Annotated in this window: 14 protein-coding genes; 7 read left to right on the top strand and 7 right to left on the bottom strand. The window is 65.2% G+C overall.

Annotation, left to right across the window (positions count from 1 at the left end):
* Positions 1–72: 72 nt before the first annotated feature.
* Positions 73–1,323 carry a dipeptidase gene (locus ABE546_RS04425; RefSeq protein ID WP_346462796.1) on the bottom strand — a complete coding sequence of 417 codons (1,251 nt, stop codon included), beginning with the start codon at positions 1,321–1,323 and terminating at the stop codon, positions 73–75.
* A 119-nt stretch (positions 1,324–1,442) separates the two neighbouring features.
* The gene (locus ABE546_RS04420) at positions 1,443–2,612 is read right to left on the bottom strand and encodes a class I SAM-dependent rRNA methyltransferase (protein ID WP_313211278.1); all 1,170 of its coding nucleotides are present in this window, start codon (positions 2,610–2,612) and stop codon (positions 1,443–1,445) included.
* A gap of 414 nt (positions 2,613–3,026) precedes the next feature.
* Here ABE546_RS04420 and ABE546_RS04415 point away from each other — a divergent pair, with 414 nt between their 5' ends.
* Both ABE546_RS04415 and ABE546_RS04410 read left to right on the top strand, forming a co-directional pair.
* Positions 3,027–3,986: a TerC family protein gene (locus tag ABE546_RS04415; RefSeq protein ID WP_070474178.1), complete on the top strand. Its 960-nt coding sequence runs from the start codon at positions 3,027–3,029 to the stop codon at positions 3,984–3,986.
* A 97-nt stretch (positions 3,987–4,083) separates the two neighbouring features.
* Entirely contained in the window at positions 4,084–4,866 is a 783-nt protein-coding gene (locus ABE546_RS04410; RefSeq protein ID WP_070474180.1) for a rhomboid family intramembrane serine protease, read from the top strand.
* 113 nt (positions 4,867–4,979) lie between these two features.
* Here the strand turns inward: ABE546_RS04410 and ABE546_RS04405 are convergent, their stop codons facing one another.
* The 5 genes from ABE546_RS04405 to rpmH form a co-directional block, all read right to left on the bottom strand.
* Complete coding sequence (locus tag ABE546_RS04405; RefSeq protein WP_346462820.1) at positions 4,980–6,032, bottom strand: glycerophosphodiester phosphodiesterase; 1,053 nt, start codon at positions 6,030–6,032, stop codon at positions 4,980–4,982.
* 154 nt (positions 6,033–6,186) lie between these two features.
* Positions 6,187–7,530 (bottom strand): tRNA uridine-5-carboxymethylaminomethyl(34) synthesis GTPase MnmE, encoded by a 1,344-nt coding sequence (gene mnmE, locus ABE546_RS04400; protein ID WP_313219799.1) that lies wholly within the window; start codon positions 7,528–7,530, stop codon positions 6,187–6,189.
* Between the two features lie 108 nt (positions 7,531–7,638).
* Positions 7,639–9,336, bottom strand: a complete 1,698-nt coding sequence (yidC, locus tag ABE546_RS04395) for a membrane protein insertase YidC (RefSeq protein WP_088435262.1) — start codon at positions 9,334–9,336, stop codon at positions 7,639–7,641.
* Positions 9,336–9,827: a ribonuclease P protein component gene (gene rnpA / locus ABE546_RS04390; RefSeq protein WP_313211276.1), complete on the bottom strand. Its 492-nt coding sequence runs from the start codon at positions 9,825–9,827 to the stop codon at positions 9,336–9,338. Before rnpA ends, yidC begins: the two co-directional genes overlap by 1 nt.
* A gap of 5 nt (positions 9,828–9,832) precedes the next feature.
* Entirely contained in the window at positions 9,833–9,973 is a 141-nt protein-coding gene (rpmH, locus tag ABE546_RS04385) for a 50S ribosomal protein L34 (RefSeq protein ID WP_006404565.1), read from the bottom strand.
* A gap of 253 nt (positions 9,974–10,226) precedes the next feature.
* On the opposite strand from rpmH, the gene dnaA reads away from it, so the two are divergent.
* The 5 genes from dnaA (at position 10,227) to ABE546_RS04360 (ending at position 18,674) form a co-directional block, all read left to right on the top strand.
* A complete protein-coding gene (gene dnaA / locus ABE546_RS04380) occupies positions 10,227–11,561 on the top strand; it encodes a chromosomal replication initiator protein DnaA (RefSeq protein WP_046272260.1) in 1,335 nt (444 codons plus the stop codon).
* 276 nt (positions 11,562–11,837) lie between these two features.
* The gene (gene dnaN / locus ABE546_RS04375) at positions 11,838–12,938 is read left to right on the top strand and encodes a DNA polymerase III subunit beta (RefSeq protein ID WP_019184048.1); all 1,101 of its coding nucleotides are present in this window, start codon (positions 11,838–11,840) and stop codon (positions 12,936–12,938) included.
* A 1,140-nt stretch (positions 12,939–14,078) separates the two neighbouring features.
* Positions 14,079–15,176, top strand: a complete 1,098-nt coding sequence (gene recF / locus ABE546_RS04370) for a DNA replication/repair protein RecF (RefSeq protein WP_313211275.1) — start codon at positions 14,079–14,081, stop codon at positions 15,174–15,176.
* Positions 15,177–15,289: 113 nt separating this feature from the next.
* On the top strand, positions 15,290–17,749 hold the full coding sequence (gene gyrB / locus ABE546_RS04365) for a DNA topoisomerase (ATP-hydrolyzing) subunit B (protein WP_346462795.1): 2,460 nt from the start codon (positions 15,290–15,292) through the stop codon (positions 17,747–17,749).
* Between the two features lie 73 nt (positions 17,750–17,822).
* Positions 17,823–18,674, top strand: a complete 852-nt coding sequence (locus ABE546_RS04360; protein ID WP_346462794.1) for a CPBP family intramembrane glutamic endopeptidase — start codon at positions 17,823–17,825, stop codon at positions 18,672–18,674.
* Positions 18,675–18,740: the final 66 nt, after the last annotated feature.

Raw genomic sequence — 18,740 nt, 5'->3', positions numbered from 1 at the left:
CAGGGCCTGCCTTTTTCGTTGTTGGCAGCGGTGACACCGCCCTGCCGGGCAGCGCGCGACGCGCCACTGGCCTCAGGGTTTGGCGGCGGCGACCTTGGCCGCGTGATCCTGCGCCTGCTGCATGACGCGCAGCAGGTTGCCGCCCCAGATACCGGCGATCTGTTTCTCGCTGTAGCCCTTGCGCAGCAGCCACGCGGTGATCTTCGGCAGCTGGCTCACGTCGGGCAGATCGGCCAGGCCGCCGCCGCCATCCCAGTCCAGCCCGATGCCCACGTGTTCGGGGCCGACCACCGTGAGGATGTGCTCGAAATGCGCGAAGAAATCGTCGAGCGTGGCCTTGCGCAGCGGAATGCGCTGGTCGATTTCCTCCAATCCCTTCTTCAGCGCGACACCCTGCTGGATGCTCATGCCGTCGTAATCGGTGCCCAGCTGCGCCATCAGCGCCGTCTCGGCCGCCTTGCGCGCCTCACTCTTGGCGGTGTCGATCAGATAACCACCATAGGCGTTGACCTGGATCACGCCGCCGGCCTTGGCCAGCCGCTTCAGACGCGCATCGTCGAGGTTGCGCGGATGGTTGTAGATCGCCTTGGCCGAGCTGTGCGAGAGCACGAACGGCACCGGCATGCGCTCGATCAGATCATCGAACACCGCATCGGCGGCATGCGACTGATCGATCACGATGCCCAGCCGCACCGCTTCATCCACCAGCGCCTTGCCGGCCGGACTCAGGCCCTTCCACTCGGCGCCCTTGGGATCGGTGGCCGAATCGGCGAACTCGTTGTTGGCGAAATGCACCGTGCTGAGCAGGCGCAGGCCGGCCAGGTGGTAGTAGCTGAGCAGTGTGGGATCGTCGACCAGCGGGCTGGCGTTCTCCATGCTGATGTAGACCACGCGCTTGCCGGCGGCCTTGATGCGCGCGGCATCGGCGGCGGTCAGCGCAAGCTGGAAGGTGTCCGGATGCGCGGCGAGCATCTCGCGGATCTCGGTCAGCCGCAGCAGGCCGGCATCGCGGTCATGCTGGTGCGCCTGCGCGCTGCGGTCGCCCTGATCGGTGTAGATCGCCCAGAAGCCGCCGTCGAGCGCGCCTTCGACCATGCGCGGGTAGTCCACCTGCGACAGTGCGTTGTGGTCGTGCCGCTGGGTGATGTCGAAGCCGGCGCGGTGGAAGTTGGCCGGCGTATCCAGATGGCTGTCCAGGGTCAGCAGCCGCTGCTGCAGCGTGGACGCCCTGGCCAGTTCCTGCGGGGTGAAGTCGACCGCGTGGGCGGCCAGTGGCGTGCACAACGCCAGCGAGACCAGCAAAGACAGACTGCGCAACGTCATGACGCCTCACCTTGGGTTGTAGAGCCACGCCATGCGTGGCTGGGATTGATCTGGCCCGCGAAGCCACGCATGGCGTGGCTCTACGGTCCCGGGTTCAACGGGTCTGGCCCGGTCAGACCTCAATCCACCACGCGGCAGAACACCGCCTTGAGATACCGCGATTCCTGCACGTGGGCCATGAACGGGTGATCCGGACCGGCGCCGGCCACCTTCAGGATCTGGATGGTGCGGCCGGCGTAGAAGGCGGCGCGGCGCAGCATGTCCAGGAACTGATCTTCGGCCACCAGGCCGGTGCACGAGAACGTGGCGAGCAGGCCACCGGGCTTGACCACCCCCAGCGCCAGCTTGTTCATGTCCAGATACTTCTTCAGCGCGGTGATGACCTGGTCGCGGTCGCGGGTCATCTTGGCCGGGTCGAGGATCACCACGTCGAACTGCTCGCCGCGGTTGGAAGCATCGCGCAGCCACGGGAAGATGTCGGACTGGATGAACTTCGGGCGCACGTTGTTGAGCTTGGCGTTGCCCTTGGCGATGGCGATAACGTCTTCATCGATGTCGATGCCGACCACCTCGGCCGCGCCGCGCGCGGCGGCGTACACCGCAAAGCCACCGGTGTTGCAGCACAGGTCCAGCACGGTCTTGCCTTCCACCTGCTGGCTCAGCCATTGGCGGTTCTCACGCTGATCGGCGAAGAAGCCGGTCTTGTGCGCACCGGCCGGGTCGGCGCGGAACTTCACGCCGTACTCGGTGATCACCGAGGCTTCGGTGGTGGTGTTGCCGTGGAAGTCGAAACTTTCCTGCTTCTGCACGTGTTCGTCGGCGAAGCTGTGGAAACGGCAGCCCGGGAATTGTTCGCGCAGGGCTTCATACACCCACTCGCGGTGGCGGAACATGCCGGCGGCGAAGAATTCGACCACTACCAGGTCGCCATAGCGATCCACGACCAGGCCGGACAGACCGTCACCTTCGCTGTGGACCACGCGCCAGGCATCGGAGATCTCGTCCAGCTTGAGCACCTCACGGCGCAGCGACACCGCCTGGGCGATCTTGCGCGAGAACCAGCCGGCGTCGACCGGGATGCCCTGATCGGTCTCCAGGATGCGCACGGCAATGCGCGAATGACCGTTGTAGAAGCCACGCCCGATCCACTCGCCGTCCACGCCGACGACGTCGACGATGGCACCGGGTTTGGGACGGACGGCCGGCTTTTCGACCAGTTTCTGGAAGATCCACGGGTGGCTGGAGCGCCAGGCGTTCTTGAGGCGGACAACGGGGGCAGGGGTATTCATGGGCGTATTGTAAACGGGAAGCCTGCAGCCCTCGGCGCTGGGAGCGACGCCGCTGGCGCTCTGGTAGTGACGGCCGCTGGCCGTCAGCGCGCTAAACCCGGCCGCTACGTGGTTGATGGCCAGCGGCCGTCACTACCGGTTGGGGCGTTTCGTTCAGCCGCACCGGGGCATGGAAAGGATTTGACGCCGGCCCCGGCACCCCGCAGAATCGGCCCCAGAAGGGGAGTAGCTCCCAGACGTTGTCGCCGTCAATTCGAGCCCGCAGGCTCCGGTGCAACGGCAGTCCCACCCATCGGGACTGCGAGCGAGACCTTCGCCGTATGGCGAAGCTCTGTCCCTGGATCCCCCCGATCCTCCGTTGCAGATCCTCGCCATCCGGCTTGAGGCAATCTATTTTTCCAACGGATAAACCCAATGCAGACGATCGGTAATGTGTGGTTGTGGGGCGGCTTCGGCGCGGTGGTGATCATCGCGCTGCTGGTCGACCTCGTCTTGATGCGACACGGCGGCCCCCACAAGGTCACCTTCAAGGAGGCCCTGTGGTGGTCCATCGGCTGGGTCGCCCTGGCCCTGGCCTTCAACGGTGGCCTCTGGTACTACCTGAACGAGACTGCCGGCCAGGTGGTGGCCAACAAGGTCGGCCTGGAGTTCCTGACCGGGTACCTGGTCGAGAAAGCCCTGGCGGTGGACAACATCTTCGTGTTCCTGATGATCATGGGCTACTTCGCAGTGCCCGAGGAACAGCGTCAGAAGGTATTGATCATCGGCATCCTGGGCGCGATCGTGCTGCGTACGATCATGATCTTCGCCGGCAGCGTGCTGCTGACCAAGTTCCACTGGCTGCTCTACGTGTTCGGCGCGTTCCTGCTCTTCACCGGCTGGAAGATGTGGTTCTCGGCCGGCAGCGAGCCGGATCTTGAGACCAACCCCGCCCTGCGCTGGATGCGCAAGCACCTGCGCCTGCTGCCCGACTATGCCGGCAACGCCATGAGCGTCATGCGCGATGGCAAGCGCTGGTTCACGCCGCTGTTCGTGGTGCTGATCCTGATCGCGGTCACCGACGTGATCTTCGCGGTGGACAGCATCCCGGCGATCTTTGCCATCACCACCGACCCGTTCATCGTGCTGACCTCCAACGTCTTCGCGGTGCTGGGCCTGCGCGCGATGTTCTTCCTGCTGGCCGGCATGGCCGATCGCTTCCACCTGTTGCCGTACGGCCTGGCCCTGGTGCTGGCCTTCATCGGCATCAAGATGATGCTGATCGACCTCTTCAAGATCCCCACCCCGATCTCGCTGGGCGTGGTGGCGGTGATCATCGCCGCGACCGTGGTGTTGAGCCTGAAGAACCCGCCGAAAGAAGGCGGCCACGCCTGACCGACCGTGCCGCCTGCGGGATTGTCCCGCAGGCGGTACCTCTCTCTCCCACGACGTTGCCCTTGTGTTCATCCGGGGCGACGCCATCCCTAAGGGTATGAACGCCAACCTGCCCCAGCCCACCGGCGCGCCGCCGGTTCCGTCCCGCAACGACCGTGGTGGTGTACTGCGGGCGTTCAACCTGAGCCTGGCCTTCGTGGTGCTGCTGGTTGCGGTGTATACCGCCCAGGGCCACTTCGACTGGCGTCCGTGGGCCGTGGCCCCGCTGGACAAGGCCGGCCTGCTCGGCATTCTCGGTGCACCGCTGCTGCACGGCTCGATCCAGCATCTGGGTGCCAACGCGGCAGCCCTGCTGATCCTCGGCACCCTGGCCGGCAGCGTGTATCCCAAAGCAACGCTGCGCGCGCTGCCCCTGCTGTGGCTCGGCTCGGGCCTGGGTGCCTGGTTGCTCGGCGATCTGGGCAGCCGCCATCTGGGCGCCAGTGGCATCACCCACGGCCTGATGTTCCTGGTGTTCGTGCTCGGCCTGCTGCGCCGCGACCGGCCAGCGATCGCTGCCGGGCTGATCGCCTTCCTGTTCTACGGCAGCATGCTGCTGACCATCCTGCCGCACGAGCCGGGCGTGTCCTGGCAATCGCATATGGGCGGTGCCTTTGCCGGCATCATCAGCGCGCTGCTGTTCCGCCTCTCCGACCCGATGGCGCCGCGCAAACGCTACAGCTGGGAGGATGAGGAAGAGGACGACATCGAGGCAGCGCGCGACGCCGATCTGGAGCCGCCCTCCCCGACCCGCGTGCCGGTGCTGTGGCAACCGCGCGAGGGCCGCGACTTCGTGGTGCTGCCGTTCCGGCGGCGCGATGAAGGGTCATCGCTGGATTGACCGGCGACGCCATCTGATGGCATGCCGGGGTAGAGCCACGCCATGCGTGGCTGCCGTGCGCCGGACATTCCGATATCGCGCCGATCACGAGCGTACCGACCAACGGTCGGTACCTACCGGCTCGCCGGTGCGCCATCCCCATCCACCGCACGCCTGCCCAGCGCCGGGTCATCGGTGAAGAAGGCATCGATGCCGGTGGCCAGATAGGCCCGCATCTCGGCGACCGAACCTTCCGCGTTGCGGGCATTCGGCTCGCCGCTGCGGAACTCCGCGGCCTGGAAGTAGTTTTCCGGCCGGAACGTATACGGCACCACCATCAAGCCGGCCGCATGCGCATCACGCACCAGGGAAGTCGGGGTGCCGAGCTTCCCCTGCGCGTCCAGCGGAATGACCATGCGCAGGCTTGGGCCGATGCCGTCGGCGTAGGTGGCCACGTCGCGCAGCCCGGCCGGGGTGATCAGGTCGGCATAGCGCTGGCTGCCCTTGGCCGCGAGTACATCACCGGGCTGCTGCTTGGGATCGCCGAGCAGCTGCAGCAGGCGGATATTGCTGTCGCGGCCGAGCTTGCCGCGCAGGTAACGCAGGTTGCCGACCTCGAAGGACTGGATCGTCACCGGCGCCACGCGGGTATAGGCGTTGCCCTGCAGCGTGGCCAGCACCTTGTCTTCCATCGGCAGGCCGATGCCCTTGAAGTAGGTGCCGTGTTTGATCTCGGGCACCAGCCCGATGCCGCGGTTGGCGCGGCCGGCCTGCTGCACCAGGAAGGCGATGATTTCGTCCAGCGTGGCGATGCGGAACTGGCCGTCGAACGCGGTGCTGCGCAGCTGCGGCAGGCGCTCGCGGGCGTACAGCGTCTTCAGTTCGGCCAGGCTGAAGTCTTCGGTGAACCAGCCTTCGATGCGCTCGCCGTCGATGGTCTTGACGGTCTTGCGGCTGGCGAACTCGGGGTGCGCGGCCACATCGGTGGTGCCGCCGATCTCGTTCTCGTGCCGCGATACCAGCACGCCGTCCTTGGTCATCACCAGGTCCGGCTCGATATAGTCGGCGCCATCGGCGATGGCCTGCGCGTAGGCGGCCAGGGTGTGCTCGGGCAGCAGCGCACTGGCGCCGCGGTGGCCGTAGACGGCGGCCCTGGCCGGCGTGGAGGAAGAAGATTCAGCGCTCATGGCCACCGATGGTGCCACGGCCAGCGACACCAGCAACACCAGCAACACCAGCAACACACCTCCCCACAACTGCTTGGACACTGCAAACCCCTGTCGATAAAGAACCCGGTCAGTCTGCTGCAAGGCTGTGACAGCGCGAAGAAAGGCCGCGTGCCTACTTCCCGATACAGAAGCTCGAGAAAATCCGCCCCAGCAGGTCATCGGCGCTCATCCGCCCGGTAATCTCGCCCAGCGCCTCATGGGCCAGGCGCAGTTCCTCCGCCGCCAGCTCCAGATGCTCGTGGACCAGCTCCGATTCGGCGCGCTCGGCATGGCCGATGGCCTGGCTGATCGCCTCGACGTGGCGGGCGCGCGCGGAGAACTCACCGTCCACGCTGTCGCCGGCACTGCCGCTGGCCAGCGCGCGCAGGCGTGCGTGCAGCTGATCCAGGCCGAGGCCGGTCGCGGCCGAGACATGCACCACGTCTGCACGAGCGTCGGACGGCATCGCGGCCAGCAGATCGCTCTTGTTGTGGATCCACAGCTGCTGCGGCACATCGTCGATGCTGTCGCCCACCGCGTCGCGGCCGGCCTGCGGATCGCGTGCATCGACCACCACGATGGCCAGGTCGGTGCGCTGCATCTCCACGCGCGCCCGGCGCATGCCCTCGCGCTCGATCGCGTCGCCGCCGTCGCGCAGGCCGGCGGTGTCGACCAGCGTGAGCTCAAGACCGTCGATGCGGATGGTCTCGCGCAGGGTGTCGCGGGTGGTCCCGGCGATGTCGGTGACGATCGCCCGTTCACTGCCGGCCAGCGCATTGAGCAACGAACTCTTGCCGGCGTTCGGCGGCCCGACCAGCACGGCGTGCAGGCCGTCGCGCAGTTTGCGGCCGCGTTCGGCATCCTCGCGGAGCCGGATCAACGCCTGCAGGGCGGTGACCAGGCCACTGCGCACCTGCGCCCCGCCGAGGGTATCGAGCGGTTCGTCGGCGAAGTCGATCGCCGCCTCCACGTGGATCCGCAGCAGAACAAGCTGTTCTGCGACCTCGTCCACACGGCGCGAGAACACGCCGTCCAGCGAGCGGCGCGCCGCGCGCGCTGCGCGGGTATCGCTGGCAGCGATCAGGTCGGCGATCGCCTCGGCCTGGGCCAGGTCGAGCTTGCCGTTGAGGAAGGCGCGCTCGCTGAACTCACCGGGTCGTGCCTGGCGTGCGCCCAAGGCAATGCAGCGCGCGACCAGCTGCTGCAGCACCACCGGGCTGCCGTGCCCCTGCAGTTCCACCACCTCTTCGCCGGTGAAGCTGTTCGGCGCCGGGAACCACAGCGCGATGCCGTCGTCGATCACCTCGTCGCCCGCATCGCGGAAGCGCGCGTAGTGCGCATGCCGTGGCTGCATCGCGCGCACGCCGATCGCCTCGGCGATGGGCCGCGCCTGCGGGCCGGACAGCCGCAGCATGCCGACGCCGCCAGCGCCGGGCGCGGTGGCGATGGCCACGATGGTGTCGGGGGCATGGGTCATGTCGGGCTCACTGCAGGGTGCGGGGAATCAGGGGGCATTCTACGGACCGCACGGTTGGCCGGGCCGCAGATGCAGGAAACCCGCCTTGCGGCGGGTCTCCTGTGTGGCTTACTTCTTGGCGGTGACGACCGGCAGCGGATCGCTGCCATGACGCTTGGTCATCCACCACTGCTGGAGCAGGCCCAGGCCGCCGTTGACGACCCAGTACAGCACCAGACCGGACGGCATGAAGGCCATCATGACGCCGAACACCAGCGGCATCAGCTGCATCATCTTGGCCTGCATCGGGTCCATGCCCGGTGCCGGGGTCAGCTTCTGGGTGGCCCACATCACCGCCACGTTGATCACCGGCAGGATGAAGTACGGGTCACGTGCGGTCAGATCCTGGATCCAGCCCAGCCACGGGGCCTGGCGCAGTTCCACCGATTCCACCAGCACCCAGTACAGCGCGAAGAAGATCGGCATCTGGATGAGGATCGGCAGACAGCCGCCCATCGGGTTGATCTTCTCTTTCTTGTACAGCTCCATCATCGCGGTCTGGAACTTCTGGCGGTCATCGCCATAGCGTTCCTTGAGCTGCGCGATGCGCGGCTGGAAGCGACGCATCTTGGCGCCGGACTTGTACTGCACGGCCGAGAGCGGATACAGCACCAGCTTCAGCAGCACCACCAGGCCGACGATCGCCCAGCCCCAGTTGTTGACGACCTTGTGGACCTGGTTGAGGACCCAGAACAGGCCCTGGCCGATGATCGCCATCAGCGAGAAGCGGCTGTAGTCGACCACGCGGTCCAGGCCCTTCACGTCTTCCTTGGCAATCAGGTTGACCAGCTTCGGGCCGACCCACAGGCGGGCTTCGGTGCTGACCTGCTGGCCCGGGGCCACGGTGAAGGCCGGGCCACGCGCCTCGATCTGGTCGCGGCCATTGTTCTGCGCCAGCGAGTACTGCGCGGCCTGGTCGGCCTGAGGAATCCACGCGGTGAAGAAGTGGTGCTGCAGCATCGCCAGCCAGCCGCCGGTGATGGTGCGGTTGAGGTGGCCGTCGTCCAGGTAATCCTTGAACGCGCGACGCTCGTAACCGTCCTGCGGGCTGAACCAGGTCGCGCCGTTGAAGCTGAACGAGTCCGGGTTGGTCATGCTGCGCGAGAGGATGGTCGGGGTGCGGTCCAGGGTGCGGAACACGTAGCCGCTCCACGGGGCGCTGCCACCGTTGACCACTTCATCCTTGACCGTGATCGCGTACTCGTTGCGACCCAGCGAGTAGGTGCGGCGGATGGTCACGCCGTTCGGGCCGGTCCATTCGAAAGGCACCGTGACCTCGTCCTGGCCCTTGGCCAGCACGAAGTCGTGGTTGTCGCCGACCAGCTTGAAGCCGTTGGCGGCCGGCACCGGCATGGTCTTGTCTTCGCTGATCCAGCCACTCACCGCGCGGTACGGGTGGGTCGCTTCTTCGGTCAGCAGGCGGACCGGCGGGCTGCCTTCTTCCTTGGTCTGCGGGAACTGCAGCAGCTCGGCATCCAGCACCGTGCCACCGTCCAGCACCAGACGCAGGACGTCGGTGGTGATGGTCACGCGGGCCGGACCGGCCTCGGTCTGTGCGGCCGGCTGTGCCGCCGGCAGGGAACCGTCCGCCTGGGGCACGGGCGCACCGGGGATGCTGCCGGCAGCCGCACCGGGCACGCTGGCCTGGGTAGTCTGGGTGGCCACGGCCGGGGTCGGCGGCGCGGCTTTATCGCGGCCCCACTCCATCCACAGCAACACGGCCACCATCAGCCAGGCAAAAATCAGGAAAACGCGGGTCTGGTTCATCAGCGTGCAGGCTCGACGGGGCCGGCACGCAATGCCGGCTCGGACTGGGAAAGGGGTGCAACGCCCAGGGGCGGCGGCATTGTGCCGTCCGCGCCCGGCATGGGCAATGCGCCAAGGCGGCGCAACAGGCGTTCAAAGGCCTGGCGGAGTTCTGAATTGCTGGCGGTACGGGCGGCACTGCGGGCAACGACGACGTAATCGCCGGCACTCATCCACGGCCGTACGTGGCGTGTGGCATCGCGCAACACACGCTTCACTCGGTTGCGACCCACGGCTCGGGGATCGACTTTGCGCGACACCGCAAGACCCAACCTGGCTGGCGTATCGCTCTTCAGCCAGTGCAGGGTCATCAGCGGATCGGACACACGGCGGGCGCCGTTGAAGACCGTTGTATATTCGGCACGCGTACGAACCCGCGCAGAGCGAGGAAATCGCTTGCGCGGGTCGGAACTGCTCACAGTCAGGATTGCGTCTGCCGCGGAAAGCGGCATTGCAATCAAGCGCTCAGGACTTTACGGCCCTTGGCGCGGCGACGCGACAGGATCTTGCGGCCGTCAGCGGTCTTCATACGGGCACGGAAGCCATGGTCGCGCTTACGCTTGAGGTTGCTGGGTTGGAAAGTGCGCTTGGTGGCCATGCGGGCCTCTATATGAAGGGGACGGAAAGAACCGGAAATTCTATAGACCTCATCGAGGTCCCGTCAAGTGTCTGTCACTACGGGAATTCACCGGGCTGTGCAATAGCTGTGGATCGTTTTGTGAATAACTTTGGGACAACCATTCCCGGCCCCCCTCGTCGGTGGTAGTCTGCGCCATCCATTCTTCCCCCCTTCCGGCCTGCGGTGCGGCGCTTTTGTTCGCCTATCCGCTGGCCCCAGACGATTATTGCCGATGGATGCCTGGTCTCGTTCTCTCGAACGCCTCGAAGCGGAGTTTCCGCCCGAGGATGTTCACACCTGGTTGAAGCCGCTGCAGGCAGATCTGCGCGCGGACAGCCTGGTGCTTTATGCGCCAAACGCCTTCATCGTCGACCAGGTGCGCGAGCTGTATCTGCCGCGCATCAAGGAGCTGCTGGCGCACTTCGCCGGTTTCGGCGACGTTTTTCTTGAAATCGGCTCGCGTCCGCGTCCGGTAGAGGCGCAGATCGCGCCGATTCCGGGCCTGTCCGCACCGGCGGCGCCGGCCGAACCGCTGGTGCCGTTCGCCGGCAACATGGATTCGCACTACACCTTCGCCAACTTCGTGGAAGGCCGCAGCAACCAGCTGGGTCTGGCTGCGGCGTTCCAGGCGGCGCAGAAGCCGGGCGACCGCGCCCACAACCCGTTGCTGCTCTACGGCGGGACCGGCCTGGGCAAGACCCACCTGATGTTCGCGGCCGGCAATGCGATGCGTCAGGCCAATCCGGCGGCCAAGGTGCTGTACCTGCGTTCGGAACAGTTCTTCAGCGCGATGATCCGTGCGCTGCAGGAAAAAACCATGGACCAGTTCAAGCGCCAGTTCCAGCAGGTGGACGCGCTGCTGATCGATGACATCCAGTTCTTCGCCGGCAAGGACCGTACCCAGGAAGAGTTCTTCCACACGTTCAACGCCCTGTTCGACGGCAAGCAGCAGATCATCCTGACCTGCGACCGGTACCCGCGCGAAGTCGAGGGCCTGGAAGCACGGCTGAAGTCGCGCCTGGCCTGGGGCCTGTCGGTGGCGATCGAGCCGCCGGACTTCGAGACGCGTGCAGCGATCGTGCTGGCCAAGGCCCGCGAGCGTGGCACCGATATCCCCGACGATGTGGCGTTTCTGATTGCCAAGAAGATGCGCTCCAATGTCCGCGACCTCGAAGGTGCGTTGAATACCCTGGCCGCACGCGCCAACTTCACCGGCCGTGCGATCACCACTGATTTCGCCCAGGAAACCCTGCGCGACCTGCTTCGCGCCCAGCAGCAGGCGATCAGCATTCCCAACATCCAGAAAACCGTGGCCGACTACTACGGGCTGCAGATCAAGGATCTGCTGTCCAAGCGTCGGACCCGGTCGCTGGCCCGGCCCCGTCAGGTTGCCATGGCCCTGACCAAGGAACTGACCGAGCACAGCCTGCCGGAAATCGGCGACGCCTTTGCCGGCCGGGACCACACCACGGTGCTGCATGCCTGCCGGCAGATCCGGACGTTGATGGAAGCGGACGGCAAGTTGCGGGAAGACTGGGACAAGCTGATCCGGAAGTTGAGCGAATGATGCATGTACGCCGCTAAGGCGTCATCGCATAAAACGGTGCAGAATCCGGTAGTAAGCGCGGGATAGGTTGTGGATAAAAAAGCCGCTCGATTCGGCGGTAAAGTTATCCACACCTTTCCCCACCCCTTGGGGGCTAGTAATGCAGAGGGTTTCGAGGTCAAAAACCCTATTGTTTACAAAGGCTTAGTCGTGTTTTCCCGCGATTCTGGCCCTACCAGCACCACCAAGCTTTTGATTTATTCCACATTTTTTTAAAGCATAGGGGCACGGAACCACATGCGTTTCACACTGCAGCGCGAAGCCTTTCTCAAGCCGTTGGCACAAGTCGTCAACGTGGTCGAACGCCGCCAGACCCTGCCGGTTCTGGCTAATTTCCTGGTTCAGGTCCAGAACGGACAGCTCTCGCTGACGGGTACGGACCTGGAAGTGGAAATGGTGTCGCGGATCGCGGTGGAAGATGCCCAGGACGGCGAGACCACCATCCCCGCCCGCAAGTTGTTCGAGATCATCCGCGCCCTGCCCGACGGCAGCCGGATCACCGTCTCGCAGACCGGTGACAAGATCACCGTGCAGGCCGGGCGCAGCCGCTTCACCCTGGCAACGCTGCCGGCCAACGACTTCCCGTCTGTCGACGAAGTCGAAGCGACCGAACGCGTGGCCATCGGCGAAGCGACCCTGAAGGAACTGATCGAACGCACCGCGTTCGCGATGGCCCAGCAGGACGTGCGGTACTACCTCAACGGCCTGCTGTTCGACCTGCGTGGCGATGCCCTGCGTACCGTGGCGACCGACGGTCACCGCCTGGCGCTGTGCGAAACCGAGCTGGAAAAAGCCAGCGGCGCCAAGCGTCAGATCATCGTGCCGCGCAAGGGCGTGACCGAGCTGCAGCGTCTGCTGGAAAGCGGCGATCGTGAGATCGAGCTGGAAGTCGGCCGCAGCCACGTTCGCGTCAAGCGCGACGATGTGACCTTCACCTCCAAGCTGATCGACGGCCGGTTCCCGGATTACGAGGCTGTGATTCCGATCGGTGCCGACCGCGAAGTGAAGGTGGATCGCGAAGCCCTGCGTGCCTCGCTGCAGCGCGCTGCGATTCTGTCCAACGAGAAGTACCGCGGCATCCGCGTGGAAGTCTCGCCGGGCAACCTGAAAATCAGCGCGCACAACCCGGAGCAGGAAGAAGCCCAGGAAGAGATCGAGGCCGATACCACGGTCAGCGATCTGGCCATTGGCTTCAACGTGAACTACCTGCTGGACGCGTTGTCCGCACTGCGCGACGAGCACGTCGTGATCCAGCTACGCGATTCGAACTCCTCTGCCCTGGTCCGTGAGGCCAGCAGCGAGAAGTCACGTCACGTGGTGATGCCGCTGCGTCTGTGACCTGCGACGTGTAGGTTCCACGTGGAACCGAGTGGTTCTGAGAAGCCCGGCATTGCCGGGTTTCTTTTTGGGCGAGAGAACGATGTTCCACGTGGAGCATTATTTTTGCGCGGTGCGTTTGTGGCGTGGCCGTACCGTTCGGCTGATCCTGTGGCGCATCCGCAACGCTCGCGAGCCGGAGGACACGCAGCGAGCGGGACTTTGGCAACGAGCCCCACGAGGTGGTGACCACGTTTGCTCCGGCCCTTCGGTTGGTGCGGCACGGGACGGGGCCAGAGAGCGAATGGCGACGGACGGCTGCCGCGCGTGTCGATTCTGCATACGTCAGCCGAGCGAACTGCGCCAACTGCACGTCCGCTCCGAAGCGCTGCGGTACCCGGCTTTTGGGCCGCTGGATCACAGCTCTATGCTTTTAAAAACTGTATATAAATCTAAAGCTTGGTGGTGGTGGTAGGGCCAGATTTGGTTGAAAAGTAGGTTAAGTGGTTGGTTTTAAAGAGGAATATAGGCCTGAAACCCCCGGTAAAACAGGGTCTGAGCCTGGGGGTGATCCTGTGGGTATCTTTCGAGGCCGTTCAAGAGGCCCTTTTTATCCACAGATTGCCCATAGGCTGTGCATAAGCCATACAGAGCGGGTGTGGACAGTCTCGTTTGGGTCTGCGCGAGCTGCTCGGGTACGCTTCGGCGATTCGACCTCACGTCCAGATTTCAAAAAAAAACAGGGGACCGGCCGGGTCCTGGCTCGCAAGGCGGGCAAAAAACGGTGCGAATTCGTTGAAATCTGCAGTACCTCAGTGCTGCGTACGGCGCAGATTTGAAAAAATTCAGGCCCCTCCAGCTGGCCATGCGGCGGGAAACGGAGGTTTCACGTGGCGGTGCTGGCCGCGGCGCTGACGTCGGCGGCGAACATCGCGCTTGTCTGGCCCGATGATCGTTGGCGCACCCGAAATGCACGCATGGCAGACCGAGCCGCCATCGCGCTGAACACCGGGACGCACCGACCGGCTCCTTCCGCCCTCGGCGAATGGTCAGGTCGACAACCGGCGCGCGGAGCATCCGGCCACGTGGAACCTGGGCAATGCAGTAAGCTGATCGATTCCCCCTACCCGTCTGCCGCCCCGTGCGGCGTTGATCGTCCGCATGCACATCCGCCGCTTGACCCTGCACCAGGTTCGCCGCTTCGATACCGTCGAACTGGCACCGCAACCGGGCATCAACCTGATCACCGGTGACAATGGCGCCGGCAAGACCAGTGTCCTGGAGGCGCTGCACGTCATGGCGTATGGGCGCAGTTTTCGCGGCCGTGTCCGGGATGGCCTGGTACGCCAGGGCCGGGAGGCGCTGGATGTGTTCGTGGAATGGGATGAGCAGCGCGAAGGTGCCGACACCCCGACCCGTCGCAAGGCCGGGCTTCGCCACAGCGGCCAGGAATGGAAAGGCCGACTGGACGGGGAAGACGTCGCTCAGCTCGGGACGCTGTGCGCCGCACTGGCGGTCGTCACCTTCGAGCCCGGTAGCCATGCCTTGGTCAGCGGCGGCGGCGAACCGCGTCGCCGGTTCCTTGATTGGGGTTTGTTCCACGTGGAACCAGACTTCATGGGTCTGTGGCGGCGGTACTCGCGGGCCCTGAAACAGCGCAATGCCCTGCTCAAGCAAGGAGGGCACCCGAACGCGCTCGATGCGTGGGACCGGGAACTCGCCGAGGCCGGCGAACCGCTGACCACCCGCCGCCAGCATTACCTGGAACGGCTACAGGAACGGACCGTGGAACTGGCCGCCGTACTGGCGCCCAATCTGGGGATCCAGTCGCTGAGTTTGAGCCCAGGGTGGCGCAAGCAGGAGGTTTCGCTCTCCGACGCCCTGCTGCTGGCCCGGGAACGTGACCGCATGGCCGGCTATACGTCGGTCGGTCCGCACCGGGCCGACTGGAGCGTCGGATTTGAGACCATTCCGGGCCGGGATGCACTGTCGCGCGGCCAAGCCAAGCTGACCGCCCTCACCTGCCTGCTGGCGCAGGCCGAGGACTATGCCGAGCAGCGCGGCGAATGGCCGGTGATCGCCCTGGACGATCTGTCGTCCGAGTTGGATCGCCATCACCAGGCGCGGGTGCTGGAACGGCTCAAGGCCGGCCCGGCACAGATCTTCATCACCGCCACCGAGGTGCCGGCGGCGCTGGTGGACGCGACAGATATCACCCGGTTCCACGTGGAACATGGACAGGTCCTGCCTGTGCCATAGTGGTCCCCCAGGGGCCACAGTGCCCGGCTGGTATAATTGCTGTTGCAACCCCTTATTACTCGGCGCCCCGCCTCACGGCGGCGGACCGACCTGCGGAGCCTACGGCAAGCGCAATGACTGAAGAACAGAACATCCCCGCAAACAGCGGCAACTACGACGCCAACAGCATCACCGCCCTGGAAGGCCTCGAGGCTGTCCGCAAGCGTCCTGGTATGTACATCGGCGACGTCCATGACGGCACCGGTCTGCACCACATGGTGTTCGAGGTCGTCGACAACTCCATCGACGAAGCCTTGGCCGGCCACGCCGACCATGTGTCGGTGATGATCCACGCCGATGGCTCGGTCTCGGTGTCGGACAACGGGCGCGGCATCCCGACCGGCAAGCACGAGCAGATGAGCAAGAAGCTCGATCGCGAAGTCTCTGCAGCCGAAGTCGTGATGACGGTGCTGCATGCCGGCGGCAAGTTCGATGACAACAGCTACAAGGTCTCTGGCGGTCTGCACGGCGTGGGTGTCAGCGTGGTCAACGCGCTCTCGCAGAAGCTGCTGCTGGATATCTACCAGGGCGGCTTCCACTACCAGCAGGAATTCGCTGACGGTGCCGCCGTCAATTCGCTGAAGCAGGTCGAAGCCAGCACCAAGCGCGGTACGACCCTGCGTTTCTGGCCGTCGGTGAAGGCGTTCCACGACAACGTGGAGTTCCACTACGACATCCTGGCCCGCCGCCTGCGCGAGCTGTCCTTCCTCAATTCCGGCGTCAAGATCGTGCTGGTCGACGAGCGCGGCGATGGCCGCCGCGACGACTTCCATTACGAAGGCGGCATCCGCAGCTTCGTGGAGCATCTGGCGCAGTTGAAGACGCCGCTGCACCCGAACGTGATCTCGGTGACCGGCGAATCCAACGGCATCGTCGTGGACGTGGCGCTGCAGTGGACCGATTCCTATCAGGAAACGATGTACTGCTTCACCAACAACATTCCGCAGAAGGACGGCGGTACCCATCTGGCCGGCTTCCGCGGCGCGCTGACCCGTGTGCTCAATAACTACATCGAGCAGAACGGCATCGCCAAGCAGGCCAAGATCAACCTGACCGGCGATGACATGCGCGAAGGCATGATCGCGGTGCTGTCGGTGAAGGTTCCTGACCCGAGCTTCTCCAGCCAGACCAAGGAAAAGCTGGTCAGCTCGGACGTGCGCCCCGCCGTGGAAAGTGCCTTCGGTGCGCGGCTGGAAGAATTCCTGCAGGAAAACCCGAACGAAGCCAAGGCGATCGCCGGCAAGATCGTGGACGCGGCGCGTGCACGTGAGGCCGCCCGCAAGGCGCGCGATCTGACCCGTCGCAAGGGCGCGCTGGATATCGCCGGCCTGCCGGGCAAGCTGGCTGACTGCCAGGAAAAGGATCCGGCGCTGTCCGAACTGTTCATCGTCGAGGGTGACTCGGCAGGTGGTTCGGCCAAGCAGGGCCGCAACCGCAAGAACCAGGCGGTGCTGCCACTGCGCGGCAAGATCCTCAACGTGGAACGTGCCCGCTTCGACCGCATGCTCGCCTCGGACCAGGTCGGGACGCTGATCACCGCGCTGGGCACCGGCATCGGCCGGGACGAGTACAACCCGGACAAGCTGCGCTACCACCGCATCATCATCATGACCGATGCCGACGTCGACGGCGCGCATATCCGTACGCTGCTGTTGACCTTCTTCTACCGTCAGATGCCGGAGCTGATCGAGCGCGGCCATATCTACATCGGCCTGCCCCCGCTGTACAAGATCAAGCAGGGCAAGCAGGAGCTGTACCTGAAGGATGATCCGGCGCTGGACGCGTATCTGGCCAGCAGTGCGGTGGAGAACGCGTCGTTGATCCCGGCCGAAAGCGAGCCGGGTATCGAAGGCGTAGCGCTGGAGAAGCTGTTGCTCTCCTATGCTTCGGCGCAGGAAACCATTGCGCGCAACGGCCATCGCTATGATCGCCAGGTGCTCGAAGCACTGATCGATTTCACGCCGATGGATCTGGAGCACCTGCGCAAGGCCGGCGCCGACGAAGGCCTCGCCGCACTGGCGACCCGCCTCAACCAGGGCAGCCTGGGTTCCCCGCGCTACACGCTGGAACTGCAGGAACCCACCGACGAGCGTCCGGCCGCCGTGCTGGTCACGCGTCGCCACATGGGCGAGCAGATGATCCAGGTGCTGCCGCTGGCCGCGTTCGAGACCGGCGAGCTGCGTGCGTTGCACCAGTCCTCGCTGCTGCTGCATGGCCTGGTCCGCGCCGGTGCCAAGATCAGCCGCGGTGCGAAGTCGGCCGAGGTGGCCAGCTTCGCCGAAGCACGCAACTGGCTGCTGGATGAAGCCAAGAAGGGCCGCCAGATCCAGCGATTCAAGGGTCTGGGTGAAATGAATCCCGAGCAGCTCTGGGACACCACGGTCAATCCCGACACACGACGCCTGCTCCAGGTGCGGATCGAGGATGCCGTGGCCGCCGACCAGATCTTCAGCACGCTGATGGGCGACGTGGTCGAGCCGCGCCGCGACTTCATCGAAGACAACGCGCTGAAGGTCGCCAACCTGGATATCTGACACAATCGGGGACGGGCCGGCCGGGTGCGACCTGCACCCTGGCCGGCCATCGCCCCCCGATGCCAGGAATCCGATGTCCGCTACCCCCCCGGCGTCCATGACGCCTCCGCTGCCCCCTGCCGTTCCGTCATTGCCGCGCAAGCCGGGTTCCCCGCTCGCGGGCTTCTTCATCGACCTGGGCATTGTCGTGCTGGTGCTGCTGTCGCTGAGCCTGATCAGCGGCTTGGTCTGGGGGCTGTACCGCGGGGCGATCGTTGGCTACCAGGCCGCTCGCGACGGTGCGGATGCTTCGGCCGTTGCCGGTCTTGCCCAGCAATTGGGCCAACCCGGGGCGCTGGCCCAGATCCTGATGGCGCTCGTTGCCACCGGTGGTGCCGCGCTGGTGCTGTATTTCTTCCGTCGCCGGGCCACGCCCGCCGAACGTACGCTGTCCTTCCAGGCGGCACGCCGCCCCTCGACATGGGGGTGGACGCTGCTGGTCGCCACCGGTGTGATCATCGGCAGCAATCTGATCGCATGGCTGGCCAAGCAGGGCGGCATCGAACCGGTGCCGACCAACCTGGCCCTGATGGAACAGGCGATCACGCGCTTCCCCTGGTTCCTCGCGCTGTTTGCCGTGGTGCTCGCGCCGGCCTATGAAGAGCTGCTGTTCCGCCGTGTCCTGTTCGGTCGCCTGTGGCAGGCCGGTCGCCCGGTGTTGGGCATCGTCCTGAGCAGCCTGGCGTTCGCCCTGGTACATGAAATCCCCGGCACCAGTGCCAACGGCCCGTGGGAAATCGCACAGCTATGGCTCGTCTATGGCGGCATGGGCGCGGCCTTCGCCTGGCTCTACCAACGCACCGGAACCTTGTGGGCGCCGATCGCCGCGCATGCCTTGAACAACGGCATTGCCCTGGTCGCGCTGATGTTTCTGGGCCTCCATTGATCGATCACGCGGCTTGACGAAAATTTACGTGGCCGCGTTCCACACTGCGCACATGAACACGGGGGA

The organism is Stenotrophomonas sp. TWI377 (assembly GCF_039674525.1).
Lineage (GTDB): Bacteria > Pseudomonadota > Gammaproteobacteria > Xanthomonadales > Xanthomonadaceae > Stenotrophomonas.
The sequence above is the reverse complement of the archived record's forward strand: the minus strand, read 5'-3'. Positions and strand labels throughout refer to the sequence as shown.

What these genes read in the sequence shown, in the direction of transcription:
- dnaA (WP_046272260.1), top strand. Translation starts at nt 10,227, where the DNA reads ATGGATGCCTGGTCTCGTTCTCTCGAACGCCTCGAAGCGGAGTTTCCG.
- mnmE (WP_313219799.1), bottom strand. Translation starts at nt 7,530, where the DNA reads ATGACCCATGCCCCCGACACCATCGTGGCCATCGCCACCGCGCCCGGC.
- dnaN (WP_019184048.1), top strand. Translation starts at nt 11,838, where the DNA reads ATGCGTTTCACACTGCAGCGCGAAGCCTTTCTCAAGCCGTTGGCACAA.
- recF (WP_313211275.1), top strand. Translation starts at nt 14,079, where the DNA reads ATGCACATCCGCCGCTTGACCCTGCACCAGGTTCGCCGCTTCGATACC.
- gyrB (WP_346462795.1), top strand. Translation starts at nt 15,290, where the DNA reads ATGACTGAAGAACAGAACATCCCCGCAAACAGCGGCAACTACGACGCC.
- ABE546_RS04415 (WP_070474178.1), top strand. Translation starts at nt 3,027, where the DNA reads ATGCAGACGATCGGTAATGTGTGGTTGTGGGGCGGCTTCGGCGCGGTG.
- ABE546_RS04405 (WP_346462820.1), bottom strand. Translation starts at nt 6,032, where the DNA reads ATGAGCGCTGAATCTTCTTCCTCCACGCCGGCCAGGGCCGCCGTCTAC.
- ABE546_RS04410 (WP_070474180.1), top strand. Translation starts at nt 4,084, where the DNA reads ATGAACGCCAACCTGCCCCAGCCCACCGGCGCGCCGCCGGTTCCGTCC.
- ABE546_RS04420 (WP_313211278.1), bottom strand. Translation starts at nt 2,612, where the DNA reads ATGAATACCCCTGCCCCCGTTGTCCGCCTCAAGAACGCCTGGCGCTCC.
- ABE546_RS04425 (WP_346462796.1), bottom strand. Translation starts at nt 1,323, where the DNA reads ATGACGTTGCGCAGTCTGTCTTTGCTGGTCTCGCTGGCGTTGTGCACG.
- rpmH (WP_006404565.1), bottom strand. Translation starts at nt 9,973, where the DNA reads ATGGCCACCAAGCGCACTTTCCAACCCAGCAACCTCAAGCGTAAGCGC.
- yidC (WP_088435262.1), bottom strand. Translation starts at nt 9,336, where the DNA reads ATGAACCAGACCCGCGTTTTCCTGATTTTTGCCTGGCTGATGGTGGCC.
- ABE546_RS04360 (WP_346462794.1), top strand. Translation starts at nt 17,823, where the DNA reads ATGTCCGCTACCCCCCCGGCGTCCATGACGCCTCCGCTGCCCCCTGCC.
- rnpA (WP_313211276.1), bottom strand. Translation starts at nt 9,827, where the DNA reads ATGCCGCTTTCCGCGGCAGACGCAATCCTGACTGTGAGCAGTTCCGAC.